The organism is Erythrobacter sp. HI0063 (assembly GCF_001635685.1).
Classification (GTDB): Bacteria; Pseudomonadota; Alphaproteobacteria; order Sphingomonadales; family Sphingomonadaceae; genus Qipengyuania.
This window is the reverse complement of record NZ_LWFF01000149.1, coordinates 1-21893: the sequence shown is the minus strand read 5'-3', so window position 1 is coordinate 21893 and position 21893 is coordinate 1. Positions and strand designations below refer to the sequence as shown.

Below are 21893 nucleotides of genomic sequence, written 5' to 3'. Positions count from 1 at the left end.
AGGCCTGCGTCATGCCGCGAGCGCCTTGGTGTGCGGATAGGCGCTGGCGATGAAGGAGGCCGGATCAGGCAGGCCTTCTCCCCGCCTGGCAATCGCGCGCACACCTGCGCTGTCGGTCCACAGAAAGGCGCCCTTGGCGACCCTTTCGATATCGACAAGCCGGTCGATCAGCGCATCCTCGTCTAGCTTGAAGATCCGCCCCGGCGATCCGGGCTCGTATACCAGCGTATCGATGGCGAGCGTTGCTTGCTCGGGCGCACGCCTCGCCCAGAAATCTGCAAGCGCAAAAAGGAAGATACCGTCGGGCAAGCCGGGCTTGGGCCCATGGCGGAAAGCGAACGATCGCGATGACACTTCGCGCATAAGGCCAAGTTCGCCAAGTACGGTTTCCACCTGATCGTCAACCGCGCCCGCGCCGACCTTGGCGACATAGGATCTGACAAAGCATTCCACGTCGCGCTTGATCGTTGTGGAGGAGGCCCGCGACCGGTCGAGTTGGGCACACAGCAGCCGGATCGGCTCGGCAATGCCGTCGCGGTCGAACCCATGTGCATTCAGATGGTTGAACGCATAATACCACGTCGTGGCGCGCTCGAAATTGCTGGCGATCTGCCAATGGAGCAGCCATGTGGTCGCGAGGCTTTCCATGAACGGATCGAGACCTGAATCGCGGTCAAAGATGAGATCTCCGAAGGGCGTTGCCTTCAAGGCACCGACACCCCTCTCCGGGTCTTCTTCAATGATTCGGCACGCGAGCGCCCAATGCTTGATCGCCGCAACCATATTCTTGCCGACCCCGAACCGGATGATCCCTTCGTCCTTGTCGAAGGTATTGGGGGCCGGAGCTTCCGAATCCTCGCAGACGGCATCGTAAGCCTTGCGCAGCCACAGCCGCCTCAGCGGGAAGGTTTCATGTCCCGCGAAGCGCGTCTTGACGCCGGGCTGTCCAAGGGGTCCTCTGAGCATGATTTGTTCCTACTGGGGATTTCCCCCAGTTGGCAACCCTGCCCGCGCCTCTTGTACGAAGTTTTAGGCTTCAGGCAGCGGCGCGGTAGGCTTTCTCGTACGCAGCCAAGAGCGCAGTGACGGCACGGTCAATGTCCGCCTCGGAAGTGGTTCGGCCAATCCCGATGCGAACGGACGACGAAGCCTCGTCAAAGGAAAGCCCTTGCGCCAACAGGACGTAAGACGGCTCGATGCTGCCTGAGTTGCAGGCTGAGCCTGTCGATGCCGATAGTTCGCCGCGGGCATGCAAGAGGATGTCTTCCGCATTCACTCCCTCGGCCCTGAGGCTTGTGCAACCCGGGATGCGCTCGGCATGCGGATTGATAGTAAAAGGGCATCCCTTCCTGGTGATCCGATCTTCGAAAAGTCTTTGTAATGATTGAATATGTGTGCGTGCCGACTGGCCGTGGCGCTCGTAAAGCCGCGCCGCCGCTGCAAGCCCGGCGCAAAGCGGAACCGGCACTGTACCGCTGCGTCCGAGAGGCTGCTGTCCACCGCCATCAAGCTGCGGAACGAGCCGCAACCTCGCGGCGCGCGACACGACAAGCCCGCCGATCCCTTTGGGACCGTAGAACTTGTGACCGGAGAAACTCAGCAGATCGGCACCGATATAAGTGAAATCGACATCGATCTTTCCGACGGTCTGCGCCGCGTCTGTGTGAAACAGGACACCCTGGCGATGACAGATTTCGGCAATCTCGCGAACGGGTTGAATGACGCCCGTCTCGTTGTTGGCGTGCATGACCGATACGAGCGCCGTGTCGGGTCTCAGGGCCTGCGCGATGGCTTCGGCGCGAACCCGGCCATCTGACCCTGGTCTGACCTCGGTGACCTCGATCCCGCGTTTGACGAGCGAACGGGCGGCTTCCAGCACGCATTTGTGCTCGATCGACGACACCACCAGATGGTTTCCGCGTCGTTCGGCTGAGCTCATGACACCTTTGATGGCGAGGTTGTTTGCCTCGGTTGCTCCGCTGGTGAAGAGGATCTCGTCCTCCCCGGCACCGAGCAGCGCCGCAAGCGCTTCGCGCGATCGTTCGACAATTTTCGAGGCTTGCAGGCCATGCGCATGATCCGAATGCGGATTGCCACAGTCATGGCTCATCGCGTCCGTCATCGCATCGATCACCGAGGGATCGACCGGAGTTGAGGCCATGAAATCGAGATAGGCGGGGCCGGGTCTGCGCAAGGAACAACCTTCATTGAAATCGGTGCACCGATAAGACCAAACCTGGCCTGGCAAAGCAACCACGATCGCGCGGTGTTCGAGCCTGAATGGCGACGCCCTCCCGATTTGGCCTTGCCTTTTATTTCTTATTCTTCGCCTTTCTACGCCGATTGCAGATCACTGTTGCCCGAGGGCAAAGTAATGTCTTTTTGATCTGCCTCGCGAACGCAGCCGATGGTCGGTTGCCGCATCCGAGGCAGTCCATGAGCGTCATCCCCCTTCGATCCGAAGTCTCATCGCGCGGCGCGCGCATGCTGCGCACTGCGCTTGGCGGCGACATCGCCCGCTGGCTCGACGAGCCCGATGTCATCGAAGTCATGCTCAACCCCGACGGGCGTCTCTGGGTGGACCGGTTGGGCGAGGGTCTCGCGGCGAGCGAATGTCTGATGAGCGCAGCCGATGGCGAGCGGATCATCCGGCTGGTCGCCCATCATGTCGGCGCCGAGGTGCATGCAAGCGTACCGCGTGTGTCCGCCGAACTGCCGGAAGGCGGCGAGCGCTTCGAAGGTCTGCTGCCACCGGTGGTTGCCGCCCCGAGCTTCGCCATCCGCAAACCAGCCATCGCGGTGTTCTCGCTGGCCGATTACGTGACGACCGGGATCATGAGCAAATGGCAGGCCGAAGCGCTTGCCGGTGCGGTCGCTGCGAGAAAGAACATTCTGGTCGTCGGCGGCACCTCGACCGGCAAGACGACGCTCACCAATGCGTTGCTCGCCGAGGTCGCAGCCACGTCCGACCGTGTCGTCCTCATCGAGGATACGCTGGAGCTGCAATGTGCAGCGCCCAATCTGGTATCGCTGCGAACCAAGGACGGCGTTGCGACTTTGTCCGATCTTGTCCGGTCGGCGCTGCGCCTGCGGCCCGATCGCATTCCCATCGGAGAGGTGCGCGGTGCCGAGGCGCTCGATCTGCTGAAAGCCTGGGGCACCGGTCATCCAGGCGGGGTCGGCACGCTTCACGCCGGCTCGGCGCTTGGCACACTGCGGCGGCTCGAACAGCTTATCCAGGAAAGCGTGGTCACCGTGCCGCGCGCGCTGATCGCCGAGACCATCGATATTATCGCCGTGCTTGTGCGCGACGGCACCGGGCGGCGCCTTGCCGAACTCGCCGAGGTGCGCGGACTCGATGCCGCGGGCGAATACGTCCTCGCACCCCTTCCATCCACAACAGGAGACCATTCGTGACCCATATCTTTTCGCGGGCGCGACCGCGCCTGTCCGCTTTGATCGTTGGGAGCGTCATTGCGCTGGCATTTGCGGCGCCCGCCCAGGCCGCCGGCTCGTCGATGCCGTGGGAAGCGCCGCTCCAGGCGATCCTCGAACCAATCCAGGGCCCGGTCGCCAAGATTGTCGCGGTGATCATCATCATCGCCACCGGGCTGGCGCTCGCTTTCGGGGATACATCGGGAGGCTTCAGGCGCCTGATCCAGATCGTCTTCGGGCTTTCGATCGCCTTTGCCGCGTCCTCCTTCTTCCTTTCGTTCTTCTCCTTCGGCGGCGGAGCGCTGGTCTGATGGACAGCGGTCAATCTCCTCTGCCGAACGGCTTTGCTGTTCCAGTTCACCGGGCGCTGACCGAGCATATCCTGCTCGGCGGTGCGCCGCGCGGGCTCGCTATCGCCAATGCGACGTTGGCGGGCGCAATCGGACTGGGTCTGCAGCTGTGGATCGCAGGCGCCGCGTTTTTCGCGCTCGGCCACATGGTCGCGGTCTGGGCCGCCCGGCACGATCCGCAATTCGTCGATGTCGCGCGGCGGCATCTGCGGTTCCCCGCACATCTGCAGGTCTGAGCCATGCTGTCCCTGCGCGAATATCGAAACAAGGCCGACCGGCTTGCGGATTTCCTGCCATGGGCGGCGCTCGTCGCCCCCGGCGTTGTGCTCAACAAGGACGGCAGCTTCCAGCGCACCGCCCGCTTTCGCGGGCCGGATCTCGACAGTTCGACTCCTGCCGAACTGGTTGCCACGACCGCTCGATTGAACAGCGCGCTGCGCCGGCTCGGGTCGGGCTGGTCGATCTTCGTCGAGGCCGTGCGCCGTCCGGCACTTGATTATCCCGTCTGCGCCTTTCCCGATCCGGCTTCGGCACTGGTCGAACGCGAGCGCGCCGCGCAGTTCGCAGAAGAGGGCGCGCATTTCGAGAGCCGCTATTTTCTGACCCTCCTATGGATGCCGCCAGCCGAGGATGCCGCGCGGGCTGAAAGCTGGCTCTACGAAGGAAGGGCCGAGAAAGGCGTGGATCCGCGCGAGCTTCTCGAGGGCTTCGCCGATCGGACCGACCGGCTGCTGCGCCTGTTCGAAGGGTTCTTTCCTGAGGTCCAATGGCTCGATGATGGCGAGACCCTGAGCTATCTTCACAGCTGCATCTCGACGCGACTGCACGATGTACGCGTTCCCGAAACCCCGATGCATCTCGATGCGCTGCTTGCCGACGAGCCGCTGACCGGCGGTCTCGAACCGCGCCTGGGTGCGGCCCATCTGCGGACACTGACCGTGATCGGCTTTCCGAGCGCGACATTCCCCGGCCTGCTCGATGAACTCAATGCGCTAGGCTTTGCCTATCGCTGGTCGACGCGGGCAATCATGCTCGACAAATCCGATGCGACGAAGCTGCTTTCGAAAATTCGCCGCCAGTGGTTCGCCAAGCGCAAATCGGTCGCCGCGATCCTCAAGGAAGTGATGACCAACGAGGCTTCGGTGCTGGTCGACAGCGATGCCGCCAACAAGGCCGAGGATGCCGATGCCGCGCTGCAGGAGCTGGGCGCCGACCATGTCGGGCTCGCGCTGGTCACCGCGACCGTTACGGTGTGGGACGAGGAACCGGCGCTTGCCGCCGAGAAGCTGCGGCTGGTCGAAAAGGTCATCCAGGGCCGCGATTTTACCTGCGTGACCGAAGGCATGAATGCGATCGAGGCCTGGCTCGGATCGCTGCCCGGCCATGTCTACGGCAATGTTCGCCAGCCCCCGATCTCGACGCTGAACCTTGCGCATATGATGCCGCTTTCGGCTGTCTGGGCCGGACTGGAACACGATGCGCATTTCAACGCGCCGCCGTTGTTTTACGCCAAGACCGAAGGCTCGACCCCGTTCCGGTTTTCGCTTCATGTCGGTGACGTCGGACACAGCCTCGTCGTCGGTCCGACCGGGGCGGGCAAATCGGTCTTGCTGGCAATGATGGCGTTGCAGTTTCGCCGCTATGCCGGGTCGCAGATTTTCGCTTTCGATTTCGGTGGCTCGATCCGTGCGGCCGCGCTCGTGTGCGGCGGCGATTGGCAGGATCTGGGATCGAGTCTTTCCGAGGACAGCGACGAGCCAGTCCTGCTGCAACCGTTGGCGCGGATCCATGAGCCGGCACAGCGCAACTGGGCCTCGGAATGGCTTCAGGCGATCCTCGCTGCGGAGGGCGTCGCACTCGATCCGGAAACCAAGGATCATCTGTGGTCGGCGCTGAGCTCGCTGGCGAGCGCGCCGGTCGCTGAGCGCACGCTCACCGGGCTTGCTGTCCTTTTGCAATCGCAGGCATTGAAGCAGGCGCTTGCCCCCTACTGCGTCGGCGGGCCGTTCGGACGGCTCCTCGATGCCGAGAGCGAACGGCTGGGCGAAGCGAGTTTCCAGGCGTTCGAGACCGAAGGGCTGACCGGATCGGCGGCTGCGCCTGCCGTGCTGTCCTATCTGTTTCACAGTATCGAAGGCCGCCTCGACGGCTCGCCGACGCTCATCATCATCGATGAAGGCTGGCTGGTGCTCGACAGTCCGGCCTTCGCCGCGCAATTGCGCGAATGGCTCAAGACCCTGCGCAAAAAGAATGCGAGCGTCGTTTTCGCCACTCAAAGCCTTGCAGATATCGAGACCTCGGCGATCGCGCCCGCGATTATCGAAAGCTGCCCGACGCGAATCTTCCTGCCCAATGACCGGGCGGTCGAACCCCAGATTTTGAGTATCTATCGCCGCTTCGGGCTGAACGACCGCCAGATTGAAATCCTCAGCCGGGCAACGGCCAAGCGCGATTATTACTGTCAGTCCTCTCGCGGTAATCGCCTGTTCGAACTGGGCCTTGGCGAAGTGGCGCTCGCCTTTGCCGCCGCTTCTTCCAAGAGCGACCAGCTCGCCATGTCCCGCATCATCGAAGAGCATGGTCGGAGCGGCTTTGCCGTCCACTGGCTCAGGTATCGCGGCCTCCACTGGGCCGCCGAATTGCTCGGCAGCGATGCGCACTCTTCCGACCCCCCAAACCCATCAGAAGGAGACCTGAAGTGACCTCTCGAAAAATCATCCGCAGCCTGGCCATGGGCACCGCGCTCGCCTTGGCGAGTACGAGCGCCTTGGTATCAACGCCTGCACACGCCCAGTTCGGCGGGATCGTTTACGATCCGTCCAATTACGCGCAGAACGTGCTGACTGCCGCGCGCACGCTCGAGCAGATCAACAACCAGATCCGCATGCTGCAGAACCAGGCGACGTCGCTCATCAACGAGGCGAAGAACCTTCAGAGCCTGCCGCTGACGATCGTGCAGCCCCTGCAGGACCAGATCCGGCAGACCCAGCAACTGCTGAATGAAGCCCAGCGCATCGCCTACGATGTCCGCACCATCGAGGGCGCTTTCGACCAGCATTACAAGAACGTACCGCTCGGTGCCTCGCAGCGGGCGATGGTCGAAGGCGCCGAGGCGCGCTGGCAAAACAGCGTGGTGGCTTTCGAAGATGCCCTCAAGGTCCAGGCGGGCACGGTTGCCAATATCGAAGGTTCGCGCGAAGCGCTCGGCAGCCTCGTTTCCGCAAGCCAGTCCGCCACGGGCGCCTTGCAGGCAGCACAGGCTGGCAACCAGCTGCTGGCATTGCAGGCCCGCCAGCTGGCCGACCTGACCGCCACGATCGCCGCTACTGGCCGGGCGCAGGCGCTCGATGCCGCCGAACGCGCGGCGGCCAAGGCACAGGCGCGCGAGCAGTTGAGGCGGTTTCTCGCTATTCGTCCGCGCTATCTGCCCGGCGGATCGGACTGATCCGCGATGGACACCAAGCTCCTCGCGCGCATCGGTGCCGTTGTGTTCGTCGGTCTCGCCATCGCGACGACGATCGTCCAGCTGCGCGAGGAGCCCGCGCCGGTGCGGCAAGCTGACCGGCGCATATGGGTGCCCGACGGTGATCCGCTGCCAGCACAGCTGAGGGCTTGCGCTCAAATGGGCGAACTGGCGCTGTCCTCGCCCGATTGCCGCGCGGCCTGGGCCGAAAAACGCCGCCGCTTCTTCGGCGTCGATCACCCCGAGGCTTATTCCGGGATCGGCGACAGGGCGCTGCCTGAGTCCTTTTCCCGCGAAGCGAGAGGAGAGAACTGACATGGGCGGCACCGGTGTTGTCGATCGCTTCCTCGCGATCTTCTCGCAATATATCGACAGCGGCTTCGGGCTGCTTTCTGGCGAGGTCGCCTTTATCGCGACCACGCTGATCGTGATCGATGTCACGCTCGCCGCCCTGTTCTGGAGCTGGGGCGCGAACGACGACATCATCGCCCGGCTCGTCAAGAAGACGCTTTTCGTCGGAATCTTTGCCTACATCATCGGCAACTGGAGCGCGCTCGCCAATATCGTGTTCAACAGCTTTGCCGGGCTAGGCCTGAAGGCGAGCGGCTCGGGGCTTGGCGCGAGCGATCTGTTGCAGCCGGGACGGGTGGCGCAAGTAGGCATCGATGCCGCCTGGCCGCTGCTCGAATCGATTGCCGATCTGATGGGCTATGTCGGCTTCTTCGAGAATTTTCTGCAGATCATCATCCTGCTCGTCGCCTGGGCGATTGTCATCATCGCCTTCTTCATTCTCTCCATCCAGCTGTTCGTCACCCTGATCGAGTTCAAACTGACGACCTTGGCGGGTTTCGTGCTCATTCCCTTTGGACTGTTCGGCAAGACCGCCTTCCTTGCCGAACGTGTGCTCGGCAATGTGGTCTCCTCGGGGATCAAGGTTCTCGTTCTCGCCGTCATCATCGGCATCGGTTCGACGCTCTTCGCCGAATTCACCGGCGCCATCCCCGGCGAGCCGACCATCGAGGATGCGCTGGCCATCGTGCTCGCCAGCCTCACCCTGCTTGGTCTGGGCATTTTCGGGCCGGGGATCGCCAATGGCATTGTCGCGGGCGGTCCGCAGCTCGGTGCAGGCGCTGCCGCAGGCACCGCGCTTCTTGCAGGCGGTGCTGCGGTTGGCGGCGTGGCCGGTGCCAAACTTGCGGGCGGCGCGGTCGCCAGTGCTGCCTCTTCCGTCGCGCGAGGCACCTCGCGCGCTGCCGGAGGTGCGACCATGGCCTATGCCACCGGTTCGGCGGGCAAGAGCGGCGGCGCCGCGGTTGCAAGCGGAATGGCGGGTGTTGGCCGCGCAGCAGGAGGTGCCGCCATGTCGCCGCTACGCAAAGCGGCAGACAGCGCCAGGAGCAATTTCCGCGACGGGGCGCGTGCGTCGGTCGGGAACATGGGTGGCCGCATCGTGCCCGCTCACGGTGCTTCGTCACCGGATCCGGAACAGACGAACGGCCCGCCGGCCTGGGCGCGGTCCATGAAGCACAGGCAGAGCCTGGGGCACTCGGCCTCGCTTGCCGCGCACACCGTGCGCTCCGGTGATGGCCACGGTGCAGGCGCTTCCATCGACACCAAAGAGAAGGATTAGCTTTCAATGTTCAAACGGCCTTCGATCCGCTACGCAAAAACGCCTCAAGCAGAGACGCCCTACCAGCGCGCGGCGCAGGTCTGGGACGAACGCATCGGTTCCGCGCGCGTCCAGGCAAAGAGCTGGCGCTACGCCTTTTTCGGCGCCCTCGGCCTGTCGGCAGCGCTGACGGGCGGGCTCGTGTGGCAGAATGCGCGCGGCACCATCGTGCCCTGGGTGGTCGAGGTCGATAGGCTCGGCGAGGCCCGCACCGTCGCTCCTGCCGCTGCGGATTACGAGCCGACCGATCCGCAGATCGCCTTTCACCTCGCCCGGTTTATCGAGCATGTCCGCGCTATCCCCGACGATCCGATTGTGGTGCGCGAGAACTGGCTCAGAGCCTACCAGTTCGCCAGCGACAAGGGCGCCTTGGCGCTCAACGATTATGCGCGGGCCAACGACCCGTTCGCGGCAATCGGCCGCGAACAGGTTGCGGTCGATGTCACCAGCGTGATCCGAGCCTCGCCGCGCAGCTTCCGCGTGGCCTGGGTCGAGCGGCGCTACCGCGACGGCGCGCTCGCCGAAACCACTCGCTGGACCGCTATCCTCGGCGTTGCCGTCCAGCCTCCCAGAACGCCCGACGCGCTCACCAGCAATCCGCTCGGGATCTTCGTCACCTCGATCAACTGGTCAAAGGAGCTTGGCTGATGACGCACTTACTTCAATTCTCCCGTCCGGCGCTGCTCGCAGCCGGCGTTCTACTCCTTGCCGGATCGCCCGCGTCAGCGACGCCTGCGCCGCAGGCCCGGGCCGCATCGCGGGCGATCACCGCCTTCGACCTCGCCGATGCATCCCGCCTTGTTCAGGCCATTGCATATGCCAACACCCCCTCGCGGCAGGCCTCCCCCACTGCCGCGCGCCGCTCCCCTGCCTCTGACCCCGCCCCTGATCCTCAGAGCCATGTGGGAGCGGCGAACGAGGCCGCCAGGATCGAACCGGACAATGCCGGATTTGACAATGCCATCCAGCGCTATGCCTATCGCGAAGGTGCGTTGTTCCAGGTCTACGCCAAACCCGGGCAGGTGACCGACATCGCCTTGCAGGAGGGCGAAACGCTGGTCGGCCCCGGGCCGGTCGCTGCAGGTGATACCGTGCGCTGGATGATCGGCGACACGCTGAGCGGCTCGGGAGCGACGCAGCGGGTGCATATCCTTATCAAACCGACGCGGCCCGACATCGCCACCAATCTGGTCATCAATACCGACCGCCGCACCTATCATATCGAACTGCGCGCCAATCCGGACATCTATATGGCCTCGGTCAGCTGGTCCTATCCGGCAGACGAACTGATCGCGCTGCGCCTTGAAGAAGAGCGAGCGGCGCGAGCCACACCAGTCGCCGACGGGTTCACGCTTGAGGCGCTCAATTTCGATTACCGCATCTCGGGTGACAAGCCTGACTGGCGCCCGCTACGGGTCTTCGACGACGGACAGCGGACCCTGGTCGAGTTTCCACCCGATATCGCCCGGGGCGAAATGCCGCCATTTTTCGTGGTTGGCGCCGGTGGCGCAGCCGAGCTGGTCAATTACCGGGTCTCCGGGCGCTATCTCATCGTCGACCGCCTCTTCCACAAGGCCGAACTGCGCCTCGGTGCCGGTCGCAGACAGGTCCGCGTGAAGATTGAAAACCGCAAGAGGGGGCGGTCGTGAACGAGGAAAGCAAGACCGAGCCGCCACCCGATGCCGAAAGTATCGTTCAATTGCGCGGGGAAGGGCCGCGCGTGGTCAGGCTGTCGCGCAAGGCTATCGGCATTGCCAGCGCCGCGGGTCTGACCGTCCTTGGCGGTATATTGCTCTACGGCCTGCAGCCGCCCTCACAGGACAGCGGCGAAGAGCTGGTGAACACCGACGGGATCGCTGTGGCAGACGGGCTTGCCGCAGCCCCGGCGGACTATTCCCAGGTTCCGAGGTTAGGGCCACCGCTGCCGGGCGATCTCGGTCAACCGATCCTCGAGGCGCAGGATCGCGGTGCTATTGCCGCGCTGCCCCCTGTCGGCGCCCCGCCTCCGGTCCCGCCCCAGCGGGCGGCGCCGAGCCCTGAAGAAATAGAGCGCGAACGCCTAGAACAGGAACGCGAGGCGGCGCGCGGCAGCCGCCTGTTTTTCGGCGGCGGGACACAAGCTGCCAGTTCTGGTCCGGCAGCTTCGGGGGCTGGGCCACAACCGGCAGTACCATTTCAGCCCTCCGTCTCGACCGCGCGGGCAAGTTTTCTCCAACAGCCTGCCGAGACGCGGACAGCGTCCGTGCAGCGGCTTGAGGCGGTGCCATCTGGCGCGCTGCTTCAGGCCGGGTCGATCATTCCGGCAGCGCTGATCACCGGCATCCGCTCAGACCAGCCCGGCCTCGTGACCGCGCAGGTTACCGAGAATATCTATGACAGCCTGACCGGACGGCATCTTCTGATCCCGCAGGGTGCGCGCCTGATCGGTGAGTACGAATCCGATGTCGGGTTCGGGCAACGCCGGGCGCTGCTGGCCTGGAACAGGCTCATCCTGCCTGATGGTCGCTCGATTGTGCTCGATCGCCAGCCAGTCGCCGATCCCTCGGGCTATGCCGGACTGGAAGACGGCGTCGATTACCATTGGGGCGGTGTCGTCAAGGCGGCGCTCGTTTCCACTTTGCTCGGGATTGGTGGCGAACTCGGCGCAGGTGGAGATGATGATCTGCTGCGCGCTGTTCGCCGCGGCAGTCAGGACAGCATCAATCGCGCTGGCGAGCAGGTGATTGCACGCGAGCTCGATATCCGCCCGACGCTGACGATCCGCCCCGGCTTTCCCGTGCGGGTGCTGGTGACGCGCGATATCGTGCTGGAGGGTGGAGCATGACCCGGCTCAAACTCTCCGACATCACCGATGGCAAGCCTGTAAAGTTAACGATCGAAATCCCTGCCCGGCTCCATCGCCGGCTGATCGAATATGGGACCGTGCTCAATGGCGGGGTATCAGAGGGTGCGCCTGTGCCTGAGCTGCTTATTCCGCCGATGATCGAGCGCTTTGTTGCAAGTGACCGGGATTTTGCCAAGGCACGCAGAGGATCGCGCGCACTATCCAAACAATAAGCACCTACAATATCGGAACTTTTTCTGGTTCTTCCAAGCCATTCTTACTTGCGAAATGCACACGTAGGTAGAATTGCGCTGTTTCCGCGTGCATGATTGGCCTTATCGTGAAGTAGCGAACGCATGTTCCTAGCGACCGGGTGGCGACACGCATGTCCAGGCGAAAAGCTAAAAGTGTCGATACACTCGCCAACGGGTGTTTCCATCACCCGGTCGCATCTTCGACCACACTGTATTTATAATTCCATTATAAGTTGGTCTGAATTCCGCTCCGCGCTCACTCTCCACTTGCGACGTCCGAGTCGCGATACCAACCACAGGAGTGAATCATGAAGGAGTTCGACCATAACCAGAATGAGGTTATCGACCTCGGCAAGGCCTCGGTTGAGACCAAGGGCGCCGTCGGTTTCTACATCGACGCCAGCGGCGGGCAATTGGCCAACAGCCCGGGCCTGCTCGACGAATAAGTCCTCGGCGGGCCGTGCGGCGCAATCCTGCCGCGCGACCCGCCGATTCGGGCTCCCAATCGATGGATCTCCACCGCGAAGGACTGGCGTGGCGCATTTTGGATGGCCAGCTCCTATTTCTCGATGTTTCCAACGATCGCTACTTTCGGTTGTCGGATGACGAAAATCGCAGATGTCTCGAAAAACTTGGCCGGTATCCCGAGAAGCAATGGCACCAACCGAGCAGCCTCGCCCGGCCTGCGGACTGGACCGTCCCAGAACAATCGAGCCCGGCAATCGCCGAGCACACCTTTAGTCTGCCCGCAGTCGCGAGAGCGCTTTGGATGCAACGCCGCGTTGAAGCGCGGCTCGCGAAACACTCTTTGGCGCTGGTCCTTTCCCAATTACGGAGCGTTGTCGAATCCAGGTCGGAAAGCCAATTCGAGATCAGTGAGAAGGGACGCAGGTGTATCGGGGCTTTTGAGGATGCACGATTGTTGCGCACCGCTGCGGACCGGTGTCTTTCGCGCTCCATCGCTCTCGCGACTTGTCTTGCCGCATATGGCGACCGGGCGCGGATCGTCATCGGCGTCCATACACCCCCTTTTGCAGCACACTGCTGGACGCAGCACCGAGACACGGTCTTGAACGACAGTGTCGAAGAAGTGCTCCGCTATGAACCAATTCTTGTCGTATGAGACCGCTACGTTTTGTTCTTGCGGTTCCTCATGGCGCGAACGGCCAAATCTTGCCGTCAATCGTTGCAACCCCGGGTCAGGTTTGTTCCGATGTCGCGGCCTTGTGGTGTGACAGCGAAACGCCCTGCCATTTCCTGAACCGACAGTGCTGCCTGATCGGGATCGCTTTTTCCCGAACGACATATCGCCGCGTGCGCGCCGCCGAGGAACTCGGGTTGGCCCCGGCCGAAGCCGAGGAGGCCGCCAAGCATCTCGTCGCCAACGTCTGGGGTGGATATGTCGCCATCCTAGGCGATTGGAGCAATGGGCCAATGGGTGTGCTGGTCGATCCTTCCGGACTCTTGCCCGTTTACCTTCTCTCCACATCCGAGCACGTCATACTGACCAGTGACCCGCTCCTGATTGCGGAAGCGGGAGGATTGGAGACGCCGGTTTCGTACCCGGCGCTGCACGCGCATCTGCTACGGCCTGAACAACGCCACCGGAAAACGTGTCTTGAGGGAATTGACGAACTCGCGCCTGGATCGCTGCATTTACTCGCGCGCCAGGGTTTGCAGATCCGTAGGATATGGCATGCAACCGACTTTCTCCCACGAATGCCGATCCCGGCATTCACGGATTACGCCGCGCAACTGAAGGAGCTCGGCGCCGCAGTGCTGCAAAGCTGGAGCGGCATGTTTGGAAGAGCAAGCGTAGCGGCATCGGGCGGCGTCGATTCGTCATTCATTTGCGCTGCTCTGGCCCATTCGGGCGAACGCTTCGATTGCGTTACTCTCGCCACTCCGGATCCGTCCGGCGACGAGCGCATATACGCCAATCGCGTGGCGGAATGGTTCGGGGTTCGGTGTGTCGAACGGATATACGACCCGGCGTTTTACGATCCTTCGAGGTCTTCCTCCCGGGGGTTGCCGCGACCGGCCCGACGTTCATTCCAGCACATTCTTGACGCCTTGCTTGTCGATGCGATGGCGGACCTCGGCGCCTCGGTCATCTACGATGGCAACGGAGGCGACAATCTGTTCTGTTTCCTCCATTCCTCTGCGCCGGTAGCCGACCGGCTGGCAGCGGAGGGTCTGGGGACAGGCGTGCTGCGCTCCCTGATTGACATGTGCCATATCACCGGATGCTCGGTCCCCACCATGGTCGCCGCAGTTCTTCGCAGACGGCTTGGTAAGGGAACGAGGGAAAGCTGGCCGGTCGATGCGAGTCTGCTTACCTGCGGAACTGACGCTGCGTACAGCGAGCCACTCGTGCCCTGGCTGAGTCCTCTAGGGATCTCAGGTTCGGGAAAACGCGACCATATGGTCCTGATCATGCGGGCACAGAACCACATTCATGGACTGGCCGCCGGCCCGCCTCGATTTTCGCCACTAATGAGTCAGCCGCTCATGGAGTTTTGTCTCGGTGTTCCGACTTGGATATGGGCACACGGCGGCAGGAACCGCGCTTTGGCCCGGGCGGCATTCGCACAGGAATTGCCGCCTGCCGTGCTGGCCAGAACATCGAAGGCCGGACCCGACAGCTTCGTAAGGCAAATTTTCGCCCTGAACCGAAATTCGATCGCCGAGCGCTTGCTGGATGGGTTGCTCGCCGCGAACGGGGTAATCGACCGCCATGCCGTGGAAGCCGCGCTGCGCACTGATGAACGAGACGACAACAGCATGTTCGGTCGCATACTTGACCTGCTCGAAGCCGAGAATTGGGCTCGCTCATGGACCCGCTAATGGTTCAGCATGGCAGCGAAGGTCGCGTGTGGGCGGGGCACCCTCCATGGCGCTCCAGCGGGCGTACTGTGCTTCTCTTGAAGGATTGCAGTTCAGCCTGCCCATAAGCCAGAACTCGAACCATTCGACGACGCGCTCGTACATCGCCAGGCGATGCGACGATTGCCATTTGACATGAGACTCATCGGGGAACACGTAGAGTTCGATAGCCTTATTGTTATGCGAGAAGGTTTCAACGACATCGAGGCTGCCTTCGTACTCGCTGTCCCCTGCCTGGATCAAAATTGGAACATCGATCCGGTCCACATTGAGTATGAGCGACATGGGCTCCCAGAATGTTTCGGCACCGGGCTCGAAATAGCGATAACCCATGTCCCGCAAATACTCGGTAAACCGTGGCCCTGCAGCGAGAGCGAAGGAGTAGAGATCCTCGCAGCACGATCCCATCGAAGCGACCTGGAAAAGGTCCGAGTTGATCAGCGCCCACTGGACGGTCGATCCGCCATCACTGAATCCGCTGATCCCCATGCGCGTTGGATCGACCGCACCAGTCTCGACGGCGCGTCGTACAGCGAGCTCTAGTGCTTCCTGCACCTGGCGCCGGTCCGCCCAGTCATCTTCGCTCAATGTCCGTATTTCTGCATCGGTTGTTGCCAGATACGCCTCTGGCGGGAAATCAGGCCGGTCGAAACTGAGGACCGCGAATCCGCGTGCGGCGAGAGGCTGGATCGGAACCTCGTCCCCGGTTCCTCCGCGAAGGAAGCCCCGGCTCCGGTACTGCACCACGATCAGGGGATGCAGTTCGCCAGGTCGATGAGTGGGCGGCAGGACAAGGTCGGCGAAACTCTCGACACCGCTTGCCAGGCGGAAGCGGAAACGCTGGACGGAGCCATACTCCATGTTCTCAAGCTGCGGGTTTGGATCGTGGATCAGTCGTTCTGATCCCGTTCGCATGTCGAGCGCCACTAATCGGCGAGGCTGTGTGCTGCCCTCACGCCCGCAAATAAGTTCGTTGGCATGAGGGGCGCACCCGATGAACACATCATCGGAAATCAGGACTTGGCGAGGCGCAGCATCGCGGGGATCCCAGCGCAACAATGCCGTCTGGCTGTCGGCCCATCCAGTACGCTGGACGAGGAAAAGGGCGCGCTCCGAGGCCGACCAGAACAGTTCTCGGATGCCGTCGCATTGCGTGACAGGGCAGACTTTTCGGCTGCCGTCCGGAGCGGCCAGAACCAGCCGCGTCGGGCTGAGGAGACGCTCGGGGAACTCTGCTTCGAGCCAGGCCGAAAATCCGCCCTCTCCTGATCGAACATTTCGTGCGTTGTCCGGTATCGCTGCCGGTCGCGGCGGGGCAATAAGCACCTGCTCCATTTCGGTTGCAGGTCGCGATGACCCGTCCCGAAGCGAAACCCATGTATAGATCGGATCGGCATGGCCGGTCGGTATCGGTCGGTCGGCTGCCTGCGGCGCAAACCGCGCGTCGAAGAGAAAGCCGCGTCTGCCTTCGCTGGCGATTGCCGCGGCGGCGAGGCGAATTGCAGGCCTTGTGCTGACAATGAGACCCATTCCGTCCTGAGCCCAGGCGAAATCGTCGACATCGTCGGCCAGATTGGTTGCTCGGACCGCACCCGTTTGCCCGGTTGGGCTGGCCAACCAAACCTGTGTCGAACCGGCTTCTCTCCTCAGATACGCAATTCGCATGCCATCCGGCGACCATCGCGGCGCGCTTGTCCTAGGCCAACCGGCCAGTATCGCGGTGAAGTCGCGAAGCCGGAAATCGTCGCGAATGAATTCCCCGCCGCGCGCCACCTCGATTGGAGAACCTTCGCCGTTCAACGGCGCGACCAGCAGTCTTTGGCAATAGCTATTCGTCTCGGGAATTGCGCGACGGACGGTGAAGGCAATTTGGCTGTCGTCAGGCGAGATGCCAAATACACTTCGATTGGGAGTTCCGACCGGTGCGCCAATATCCGCAATCCGGACTTGTCCGTCCACTGTCCACTCACCTAATTCCGCATTTGCCGTTTCCTGGGCGATGGGCAGTGCATCACACGGATCTTCGGCCGATGGCGGATCTTCAGCTGTCGGCACGATCGTCAGGCTGAGCGCTAGGGTAAGGAGCGCAGTCATTACCAATGCCTCCTTACGCCAAACGCGATGAAGCGCCCGATCGGAGAATAATTGGTTGAATCGTAGGGTGTTGTGTTGGGACCGGTTTGGCCGATCACGTCCGGCTTATCGTTAAACAGGTTTTGAATGGTCAACGAGAACTCGAGGCCGGGATCACGGTCGTCGCCGCGAATGACCGCATAGTGCATGCCAAGATCGACAGTTGCGCTTGGTGACAGCCGCTGCACGGTTGCAAGCCGTCTGTCGACGAGCGCACCGATATAACTGACTGCCGCATTGGCGGTAAGGCGGCCTGCCCGATATCTTGCTGCTCCACGCGCGCGGTAGCGGGGCGGGTTGAAAGTCGTACCGGCAAGCTGGACTTCAGGTAGTTCGGATGTGATGGTTTGCCTGCTGCGCAACCAGCTGCCGTTGAGATCCAATCCTATCGAGCGGTCATTCCCGAGATCGCGGTTCCAGGCAATCCTGGCATCCAGCCCTTCTACGCTCCACGCCGCGACATTGATGTTCCTGTTATCGAACAGAACGACAACATCTGCAGGATCGAACGGGCGGCCTGTAAAGTTCTCCAATCCGAACTGGGCACCCGCGATGAGTTCGGCCAAATCGGCCGGATCAGGTGAAAAATCGATGAGGCTGGCATAGCCCGGATTGTTGATAGCAGCTGCGATCGATCCAGCGATCGGCGCAACGACGCGGTTGTCATAGCGGATATCATACCACGTCGCGGAGGCGGTCAATCCTCGGACTGCCGCAGGCTGGAACTCGAATCCCGCCGTCCAGCTTCGGGCGCGCTCGGGACGGAGGTTGGGATTGCCGCCCCCGCTCAGAAAGACTGTGTCGGAGCCGGTGCCCGCTCCGAACACCGCAGCAGGCACCAGAATGGCCTGAGAAAAGATGTTTTGCTGGAAAAGCGTGGGAGCCTTGAACGAGCGTGCCCAACTCGCTCTGAACATCAGATCACCACTTGGCGAATAGGTAATCCCAAGGCGCGGGGTGGCGAGCTGGTCGAGTCCGGGATAGTCTTCGTAGCGAACTGCAGCGGATAGCGTTAGCTGCTCGATTCCATCGACGGCGTTCCGACCCGACACGAATGGAACATACAGTTCCGCATAGGCGAAGCGAGCCCGCTGCGTTGCATCGAATTGCGCATTGAGGATCGCGCTTTCCAGAGAGTACTCGAGTCGATTGTTACGAAATCCGATGCCGACAGCCAAGCGCGTCTCGCCGCCGGGAAGAGTGATAACCGGGCCTTCCGCACCCATTCCCAGCGAGGTGATCTGATGCAGGTAGCTTCCCGTAGAGACGCGCGCCGGACCTGTCTCTGGAATGAAACTGGTCTGGAAGCGGGTTCGATCGCGCCCGAAGACACCCGCGAGATTGGCCTTCCAACTCGGCCCAAGGTCAAACTGCAGCGACGGCGCTACGGAAAAGGTCTCGAGGTCGGGCTCACGCCGAATGCGCTGGGCCGGCGTGCCATCAATGGTGGTTGATTCGCGATACGAATAGAGCGCGTCGAGATTGGCCTCCACGCCTTCTGACAAGCTCTGGTGCGCCGAAAATGTTACGGCGTGGCGCCGGTTTGAGGGATAAAGCAAGGTTTCCGGTAGCAGTGATCCTGCATAGGCGCGCTCCCTCGCCTCAATCCCGGAATTGTTCGCGAAGTCGTAGGCGAAGACGAAGCCGCCACTGTTCCAGATTGTGCCTGCGACTATGTCGGCCTGTTGGCGAAAGTTGCCTCCATCGGTGCTCGCTCCAATCTGGGCCGAGGTTGTCACGCCCTCAAAGTCGCGGCGCAGGATGACGTTCACAACGCCGCCAACCGCGTCCGAGCCATAGAGCGCTGAAGCTCCATCGGGGACGACCTCGAGCCGGTCGACAATGGCGAGCGGAATGGCGGAGATGTCGACGCCCTGGGACGCCGAGTTGTATGGAAGGCGATGACCGTTGAGCAATGTCAGCGTCGCATCGGGCCCAAGCCCGCGCAGATTGGGAGACGATGCTGAATTTACATTTTCATTGCCGATGCCGCCGCCCGAACCAACCCCAGGGTTCTGACCGCCCGAGAAATTCTGGGGTAGGTTGCGGATCGCTTCGCCGAGGTCCACCTGGCCCGTCTCGACGATCGTCTCGCGATCAAGCTCGATGACTTCACCTACGACCCGTGCGCCTCGGATACGCGTTCCCGTGACAACGATCGCGGAACTCTCTTCGTCCAAAGCTGTATCGCCAACCTCGGCAGCGTCATCTTGTGCCTGTTCGCCTGGACTGTCTTGGGCGAAAAGAGGAGGAGCGGCACCTGCAAATGCTGCCCCGGTTAGAAGGACGGAAAGTGTGCGAATTGTCGACGACATTGATATCTCCCTGTTTTGGCGCGGACCGGCCGCTACAGAAGATGACGCTCACTTTTGCGAGCACCTTAGTTTCAATTGAAATTAAATTTTGAGTGGTCCCTTTTGGCCGGATGCCTGCAGTCACCAACTGTGACCCAGCGCTTGACGCAAATGCGCAAGAGCTTTCATCATGTGATAGTCGACCGTCGGCAGTGCGATGCCGAGTTCGATATGTATCTCTCGGTAGGATTTCTTCTCGAAGCGGTTCATCGCGAAGATACGCGCGCACTTTTCGGGGAGCTCTGCGAGCGCGATTTCCAGCGCTTGCCGGGTTTCACGGACATGCACGGCATCTTCTTGCGCAGCACGGCTTGGCGCGTCTGCGTTCTCCAGAAGTGGCTGGGTCCTGACCCGGCACTTTTGCCGCCGCGCCTCGTCCACCATCAAGTTGAATGCAATCCGCCTCAGAAAGCCCGCCGGATTGACGAGTTCCGTCAGCTGCTTGCTGGTCGCCGCACGCAGGAACACGTCCTGTGCCAGGTCGCGGGCGCGTTCGGAGCCCACGCGGCGCGCAAGATAGGCGATCAGTCCAGCCCGTTCCTCGCGGTAGAGGGCATCGAGTGTGCGGCGGCGACCGACCGTTCGGCTTACCTTTGCAGCGCAATATGCGGGACCCACGCACTGGGGAGATTGGTGCCGAATTTCGGCGGCAATTTGAGTCATGCTTCGAACTTGGAGGCGACCGCAACCTGAGTTCGCCGTGGCGAACTGCGTGCGGGTTCCAGGTCTGTGCCGCCGTCCGGGGCCTAGTTTGTGCCCCTTGATCGGTCCGGCCGCCGGGCCTGCGATGGACCGGCGTGCATGATGTCCGGCGGAAAGATCCACGCGGATGGTGCCAGAATATCAATCCGCGCGCTGTCAATCTGCCCAACATAGGAATGGCTTGCAAGAGGTAAGTAGAGCCGTTTTGGACCCGCTTGTGGCGGCGGTCGTCGCCTTCCCTAAGAAAGCAACGGTCTCGGCGAGCGCCTGATCAAATATGCCCAATATTGGGGAGGCGGCCCCCTAGGTCATGGAATGTCGGCGCGGTGCTGGCGCCTCTAGCGAAATCGGCGAGAAAGGAGGTGCTCCATGGATCGACCATTTGACAGCAACGACCGGACAGGCGCATTCGACTATTCGGATTTCGCGCAGGAATTCCTGCGCCGCAATGCCGCGTACCGGCAACAATACGCACGGATCGCCAGCGAAAGCGGTTTCGACCCGCAATCCCCAGCTTGCCGCCGAATGGCGCGTTCATGGGGCCTTGAATTTCCCGATTGATCCCGACCTTTCAGCTCGCAGCCATCCGGCGATCTGGCAAGCCGAGGAAAACGCTCATGTGGTAATTCTTGGCGGTGGGCGCGCAGTCAAGGCGGCGCGCGCAACGTGCGACCTGATCTCCAAGCGAACCAGCAATGCGGGAGATCATCTGGTCCTCGCCGGTGGTGGCGCTCGCCATCGGCTGCTCGTTATGGCCTCCGCCCGGTTGGGTGGAGACAATTATCTGATCCCTCGGGACCAGTCGTTTCCGATCAGGCTGGCGGCGCTCGATGCGTTTCACTGCTGTGTAGATGGTTCCGCTGCTCCCAGCGTGCGAAACCAGTTGCAGCCCACTGCCTATCAGTCCCACCGCTTCCACTTGCTGCTCGCCATACTTGATGCTTTATCCCGGGCGCCTGAGGGTGTTATGCTAAAAGATATCGCTGGAACCATTGTTTATCGGGGATTGTCCGCGCAGCGCGCCATTGACTGGAAATCGTCATCGCAACGCCGCCAGACCCAGCGTCTCGTGGTTGAGGCGCGGCGAATGGCGTCGCACGGCTATCTCGGCTTGCTTCGCCAAAGCCGGCTCCGCTCTTTTCAAACGCACTGAATGCACTATGGTTTTTCGTGGGGCATGCTGCTGAAATTTGCGGCGCGCCCGGATTGGAACCGGACCTTGAGGGTCGCAACTGCAACTGCTGGAACAGGTGGAATGGAACCGTCTGATCCGGCACCGAGCAGGCGGTCAGGTGGCGGCGTGTTGGATTGCGTGCTGCCGATCGAACGGCAGGTCTATGTACGCATATCTCGCGGAGGAATTCGCAACTGAACTTATCAATGTCCGTTCGGACACTGAACTCGACGGTGCGCTTAAACAGGTTTCCCGGCGCCTTGGCTTCGACCACTTCGCGCTTAGCCTGGAGATGCGTTCGACATCGTGCGAGGCACCGGGCCTGCTATTGCACGACTATCCCGACGAATGGGCGAAAGTCTATATTGCCTTCGACCTCGCAGGGCAGGATCCGGTGCGAAGAGCCTGTGACAAGACCATCATCGGTTTCGCCTGGGACTGGATTGACGAACTCGTCCCTCTCACGCGCGGCGACCGTCAAATGCTCAATGTCGGCCGGGAATGCGGAATTGGCAATGGTTATACTGTTCCGCGGCATTTGCCCGGGATAGGGCGCGGCACCTGCACCTTTGCTGTTCGACCCGAGCGAGAACTGCCCCGACGGCGCTTCGCCGTCGCGGAAATGATCGGGACGCTGGCTTTGAGCTGT

Annotated in this window: 22 protein-coding genes; 17 read left to right on the top strand and 5 right to left on the bottom strand. The window is 62.0% G+C overall.

The window, feature by feature from the left end:
- Nucleotides 1-9 precede the first annotated feature (9 nt).
- Both A3736_RS05800 and A3736_RS05795 read right to left on the bottom strand, forming a co-directional pair.
- Nucleotides 10-966, bottom strand: a complete 957-nt coding sequence (locus tag A3736_RS05800; RefSeq protein ID WP_066558474.1) for a DUF4007 family protein — start codon at nt 964-966, stop codon at nt 10-12.
- Nucleotides 967-1036: 70 nt separating this feature from the next.
- Complete coding sequence (locus A3736_RS05795; protein WP_067680337.1) at nt 1037-2194, bottom strand: cysteine desulfurase family protein; 1158 nt, start codon at nt 2192-2194, stop codon at nt 1037-1039.
- Between the two features lie 242 nt (nt 2195-2436).
- Here A3736_RS05795 and trbB point away from each other — a divergent pair, with 242 nt between their 5' ends.
- The 14 genes from trbB (at nt 2437) to A3736_RS05730 (ending at nt 14842) form a co-directional block, all read left to right on the top strand.
- Complete coding sequence (gene trbB, locus A3736_RS05790; protein ID WP_029140414.1) at nt 2437-3417, top strand: P-type conjugative transfer ATPase TrbB; 981 nt, start codon at nt 2437-2439, stop codon at nt 3415-3417.
- A 5-nt stretch (nt 3418-3422) separates the two neighbouring features.
- Nucleotides 3423-3746, top strand: a complete 324-nt coding sequence (locus tag A3736_RS05785; protein ID WP_369815429.1) for a TrbC/VirB2 family protein — start codon at nt 3423-3425, stop codon at nt 3744-3746.
- Nucleotides 3746-4021, top strand: coding sequence for a VirB3 family type IV secretion system protein (locus A3736_RS05780; protein ID WP_010240658.1), 276 nt, complete (start codon nt 3746-3748; stop codon nt 4019-4021). The genes A3736_RS05785 and A3736_RS05780 overlap by 1 nt, the downstream gene beginning before the upstream one ends.
- A gap of 3 nt (nt 4022-4024) precedes the next feature.
- Nucleotides 4025-6487 (top strand): conjugal transfer protein TrbE, encoded by a 2463-nt coding sequence (gene trbE, locus A3736_RS05775; RefSeq protein WP_060703633.1) that lies wholly within the window; start codon nt 4025-4027, stop codon nt 6485-6487.
- A complete protein-coding gene (gene trbJ, locus A3736_RS05770; protein WP_369814780.1) occupies nt 6484-7230 on the top strand; it encodes a P-type conjugative transfer protein TrbJ in 747 nt (248 codons plus the stop codon). Before trbE ends, trbJ begins: the two co-directional genes overlap by 4 nt.
- A gap of 6 nt (nt 7231-7236) precedes the next feature.
- A complete protein-coding gene (gene trbK-alt / locus A3736_RS05765; RefSeq protein WP_050775919.1) occupies nt 7237-7563 on the top strand; it encodes a putative entry exclusion protein TrbK-alt in 327 nt (108 codons plus the stop codon).
- 1 nt (nt 7564) lies between these two features.
- Nucleotides 7565-8878: a P-type conjugative transfer protein TrbL gene (gene trbL / locus A3736_RS05760; protein ID WP_010240177.1), complete on the top strand. Its 1314-nt coding sequence runs from the start codon at nt 7565-7567 to the stop codon at nt 8876-8878.
- Nucleotides 8879-8884: 6 nt separating this feature from the next.
- Nucleotides 8885-9565, top strand: a complete 681-nt coding sequence (trbF, locus tag A3736_RS05755) for a conjugal transfer protein TrbF (RefSeq protein WP_010240179.1) — start codon at nt 8885-8887, stop codon at nt 9563-9565.
- Nucleotides 9565-10566 (top strand): P-type conjugative transfer protein TrbG, encoded by a 1002-nt coding sequence (trbG, locus tag A3736_RS05750; protein ID WP_029140648.1) that lies wholly within the window; start codon nt 9565-9567, stop codon nt 10564-10566. Before trbF ends, trbG begins: the two co-directional genes overlap by 1 nt.
- Nucleotides 10563-11741, top strand: a complete 1179-nt coding sequence (locus A3736_RS05745) for a TrbI/VirB10 family protein (RefSeq protein WP_010240184.1) — start codon at nt 10563-10565, stop codon at nt 11739-11741. The genes trbG and A3736_RS05745 overlap by 4 nt, the downstream gene beginning before the upstream one ends.
- Nucleotides 11738-11974: a DUF2274 domain-containing protein gene (locus tag A3736_RS05740; RefSeq protein ID WP_010240186.1), complete on the top strand. Its 237-nt coding sequence runs from the start codon at nt 11738-11740 to the stop codon at nt 11972-11974. Before A3736_RS05745 ends, A3736_RS05740 begins: the two co-directional genes overlap by 4 nt.
- A gap of 329 nt (nt 11975-12303) precedes the next feature.
- On the top strand, nt 12304-12441 hold the full coding sequence (locus A3736_RS16995) for a benenodin family lasso peptide (protein ID WP_010240188.1): 138 nt from the start codon (nt 12304-12306) through the stop codon (nt 12439-12441).
- Nucleotides 12442-12503: 62 nt separating this feature from the next.
- Nucleotides 12504-13118: a lasso peptide biosynthesis B2 protein gene (locus tag A3736_RS05735; RefSeq protein ID WP_010240191.1), complete on the top strand. Its 615-nt coding sequence runs from the start codon at nt 12504-12506 to the stop codon at nt 13116-13118.
- Nucleotides 13119-13168: 50 nt separating this feature from the next.
- Entirely contained in the window at nt 13169-14842 is a 1674-nt protein-coding gene (locus A3736_RS05730; protein WP_197273853.1) for an asparagine synthetase B family protein, read from the top strand.
- Here A3736_RS05730 and A3736_RS05725 read toward each other — a convergent pair.
- The 3 genes from A3736_RS05725 to A3736_RS05715 all read right to left on the bottom strand — a co-directional run bounded on the left by A3736_RS05725 (nt 14828) and on the right by A3736_RS05715 (nt 20193).
- The gene (locus A3736_RS05725; protein ID WP_054523105.1) at nt 14828-16975 is read right to left on the bottom strand and encodes an Atxe2 family lasso peptide isopeptidase; all 2148 of its coding nucleotides are present in this window, start codon (nt 16973-16975) and stop codon (nt 14828-14830) included. The two genes, A3736_RS05730 and A3736_RS05725, sit on opposite strands and share 15 nt — an antisense overlap.
- Nucleotides 16975-19329: a TonB-dependent siderophore receptor gene (locus tag A3736_RS05720; protein ID WP_082851336.1), complete on the bottom strand. Its 2355-nt coding sequence runs from the start codon at nt 19327-19329 to the stop codon at nt 16975-16977. Before A3736_RS05720 ends, A3736_RS05725 begins: the two co-directional genes overlap by 1 nt.
- Nucleotides 19330-19449: 120 nt before the next feature.
- Complete coding sequence (locus A3736_RS05715; RefSeq protein WP_156501996.1) at nt 19450-20193, bottom strand: RNA polymerase sigma factor; 744 nt, start codon at nt 20191-20193, stop codon at nt 19450-19452.
- 246 nt (nt 20194-20439) lie between these two features.
- On the opposite strand from A3736_RS05715, the gene A3736_RS17855 reads away from it, so the two are divergent.
- From A3736_RS17855 to A3736_RS05700, 3 genes are all read left to right on the top strand, one after another.
- On the top strand, nt 20440-20631 hold the full coding sequence (locus A3736_RS17855; protein WP_029140658.1) for a transcriptional regulator domain-containing protein: 192 nt from the start codon (nt 20440-20442) through the stop codon (nt 20629-20631).
- 190 nt (nt 20632-20821) lie between these two features.
- Nucleotides 20822-21223: a DUF2285 domain-containing protein gene (locus A3736_RS17850; protein ID WP_050775923.1), complete on the top strand. Its 402-nt coding sequence runs from the start codon at nt 20822-20824 to the stop codon at nt 21221-21223.
- A 184-nt stretch (nt 21224-21407) separates the two neighbouring features.
- Nucleotides 21408-21893: autoinducer binding domain-containing protein (locus A3736_RS05700; protein WP_197465504.1), on the top strand; the 486-nt coding region annotated here is incomplete at its 3' end.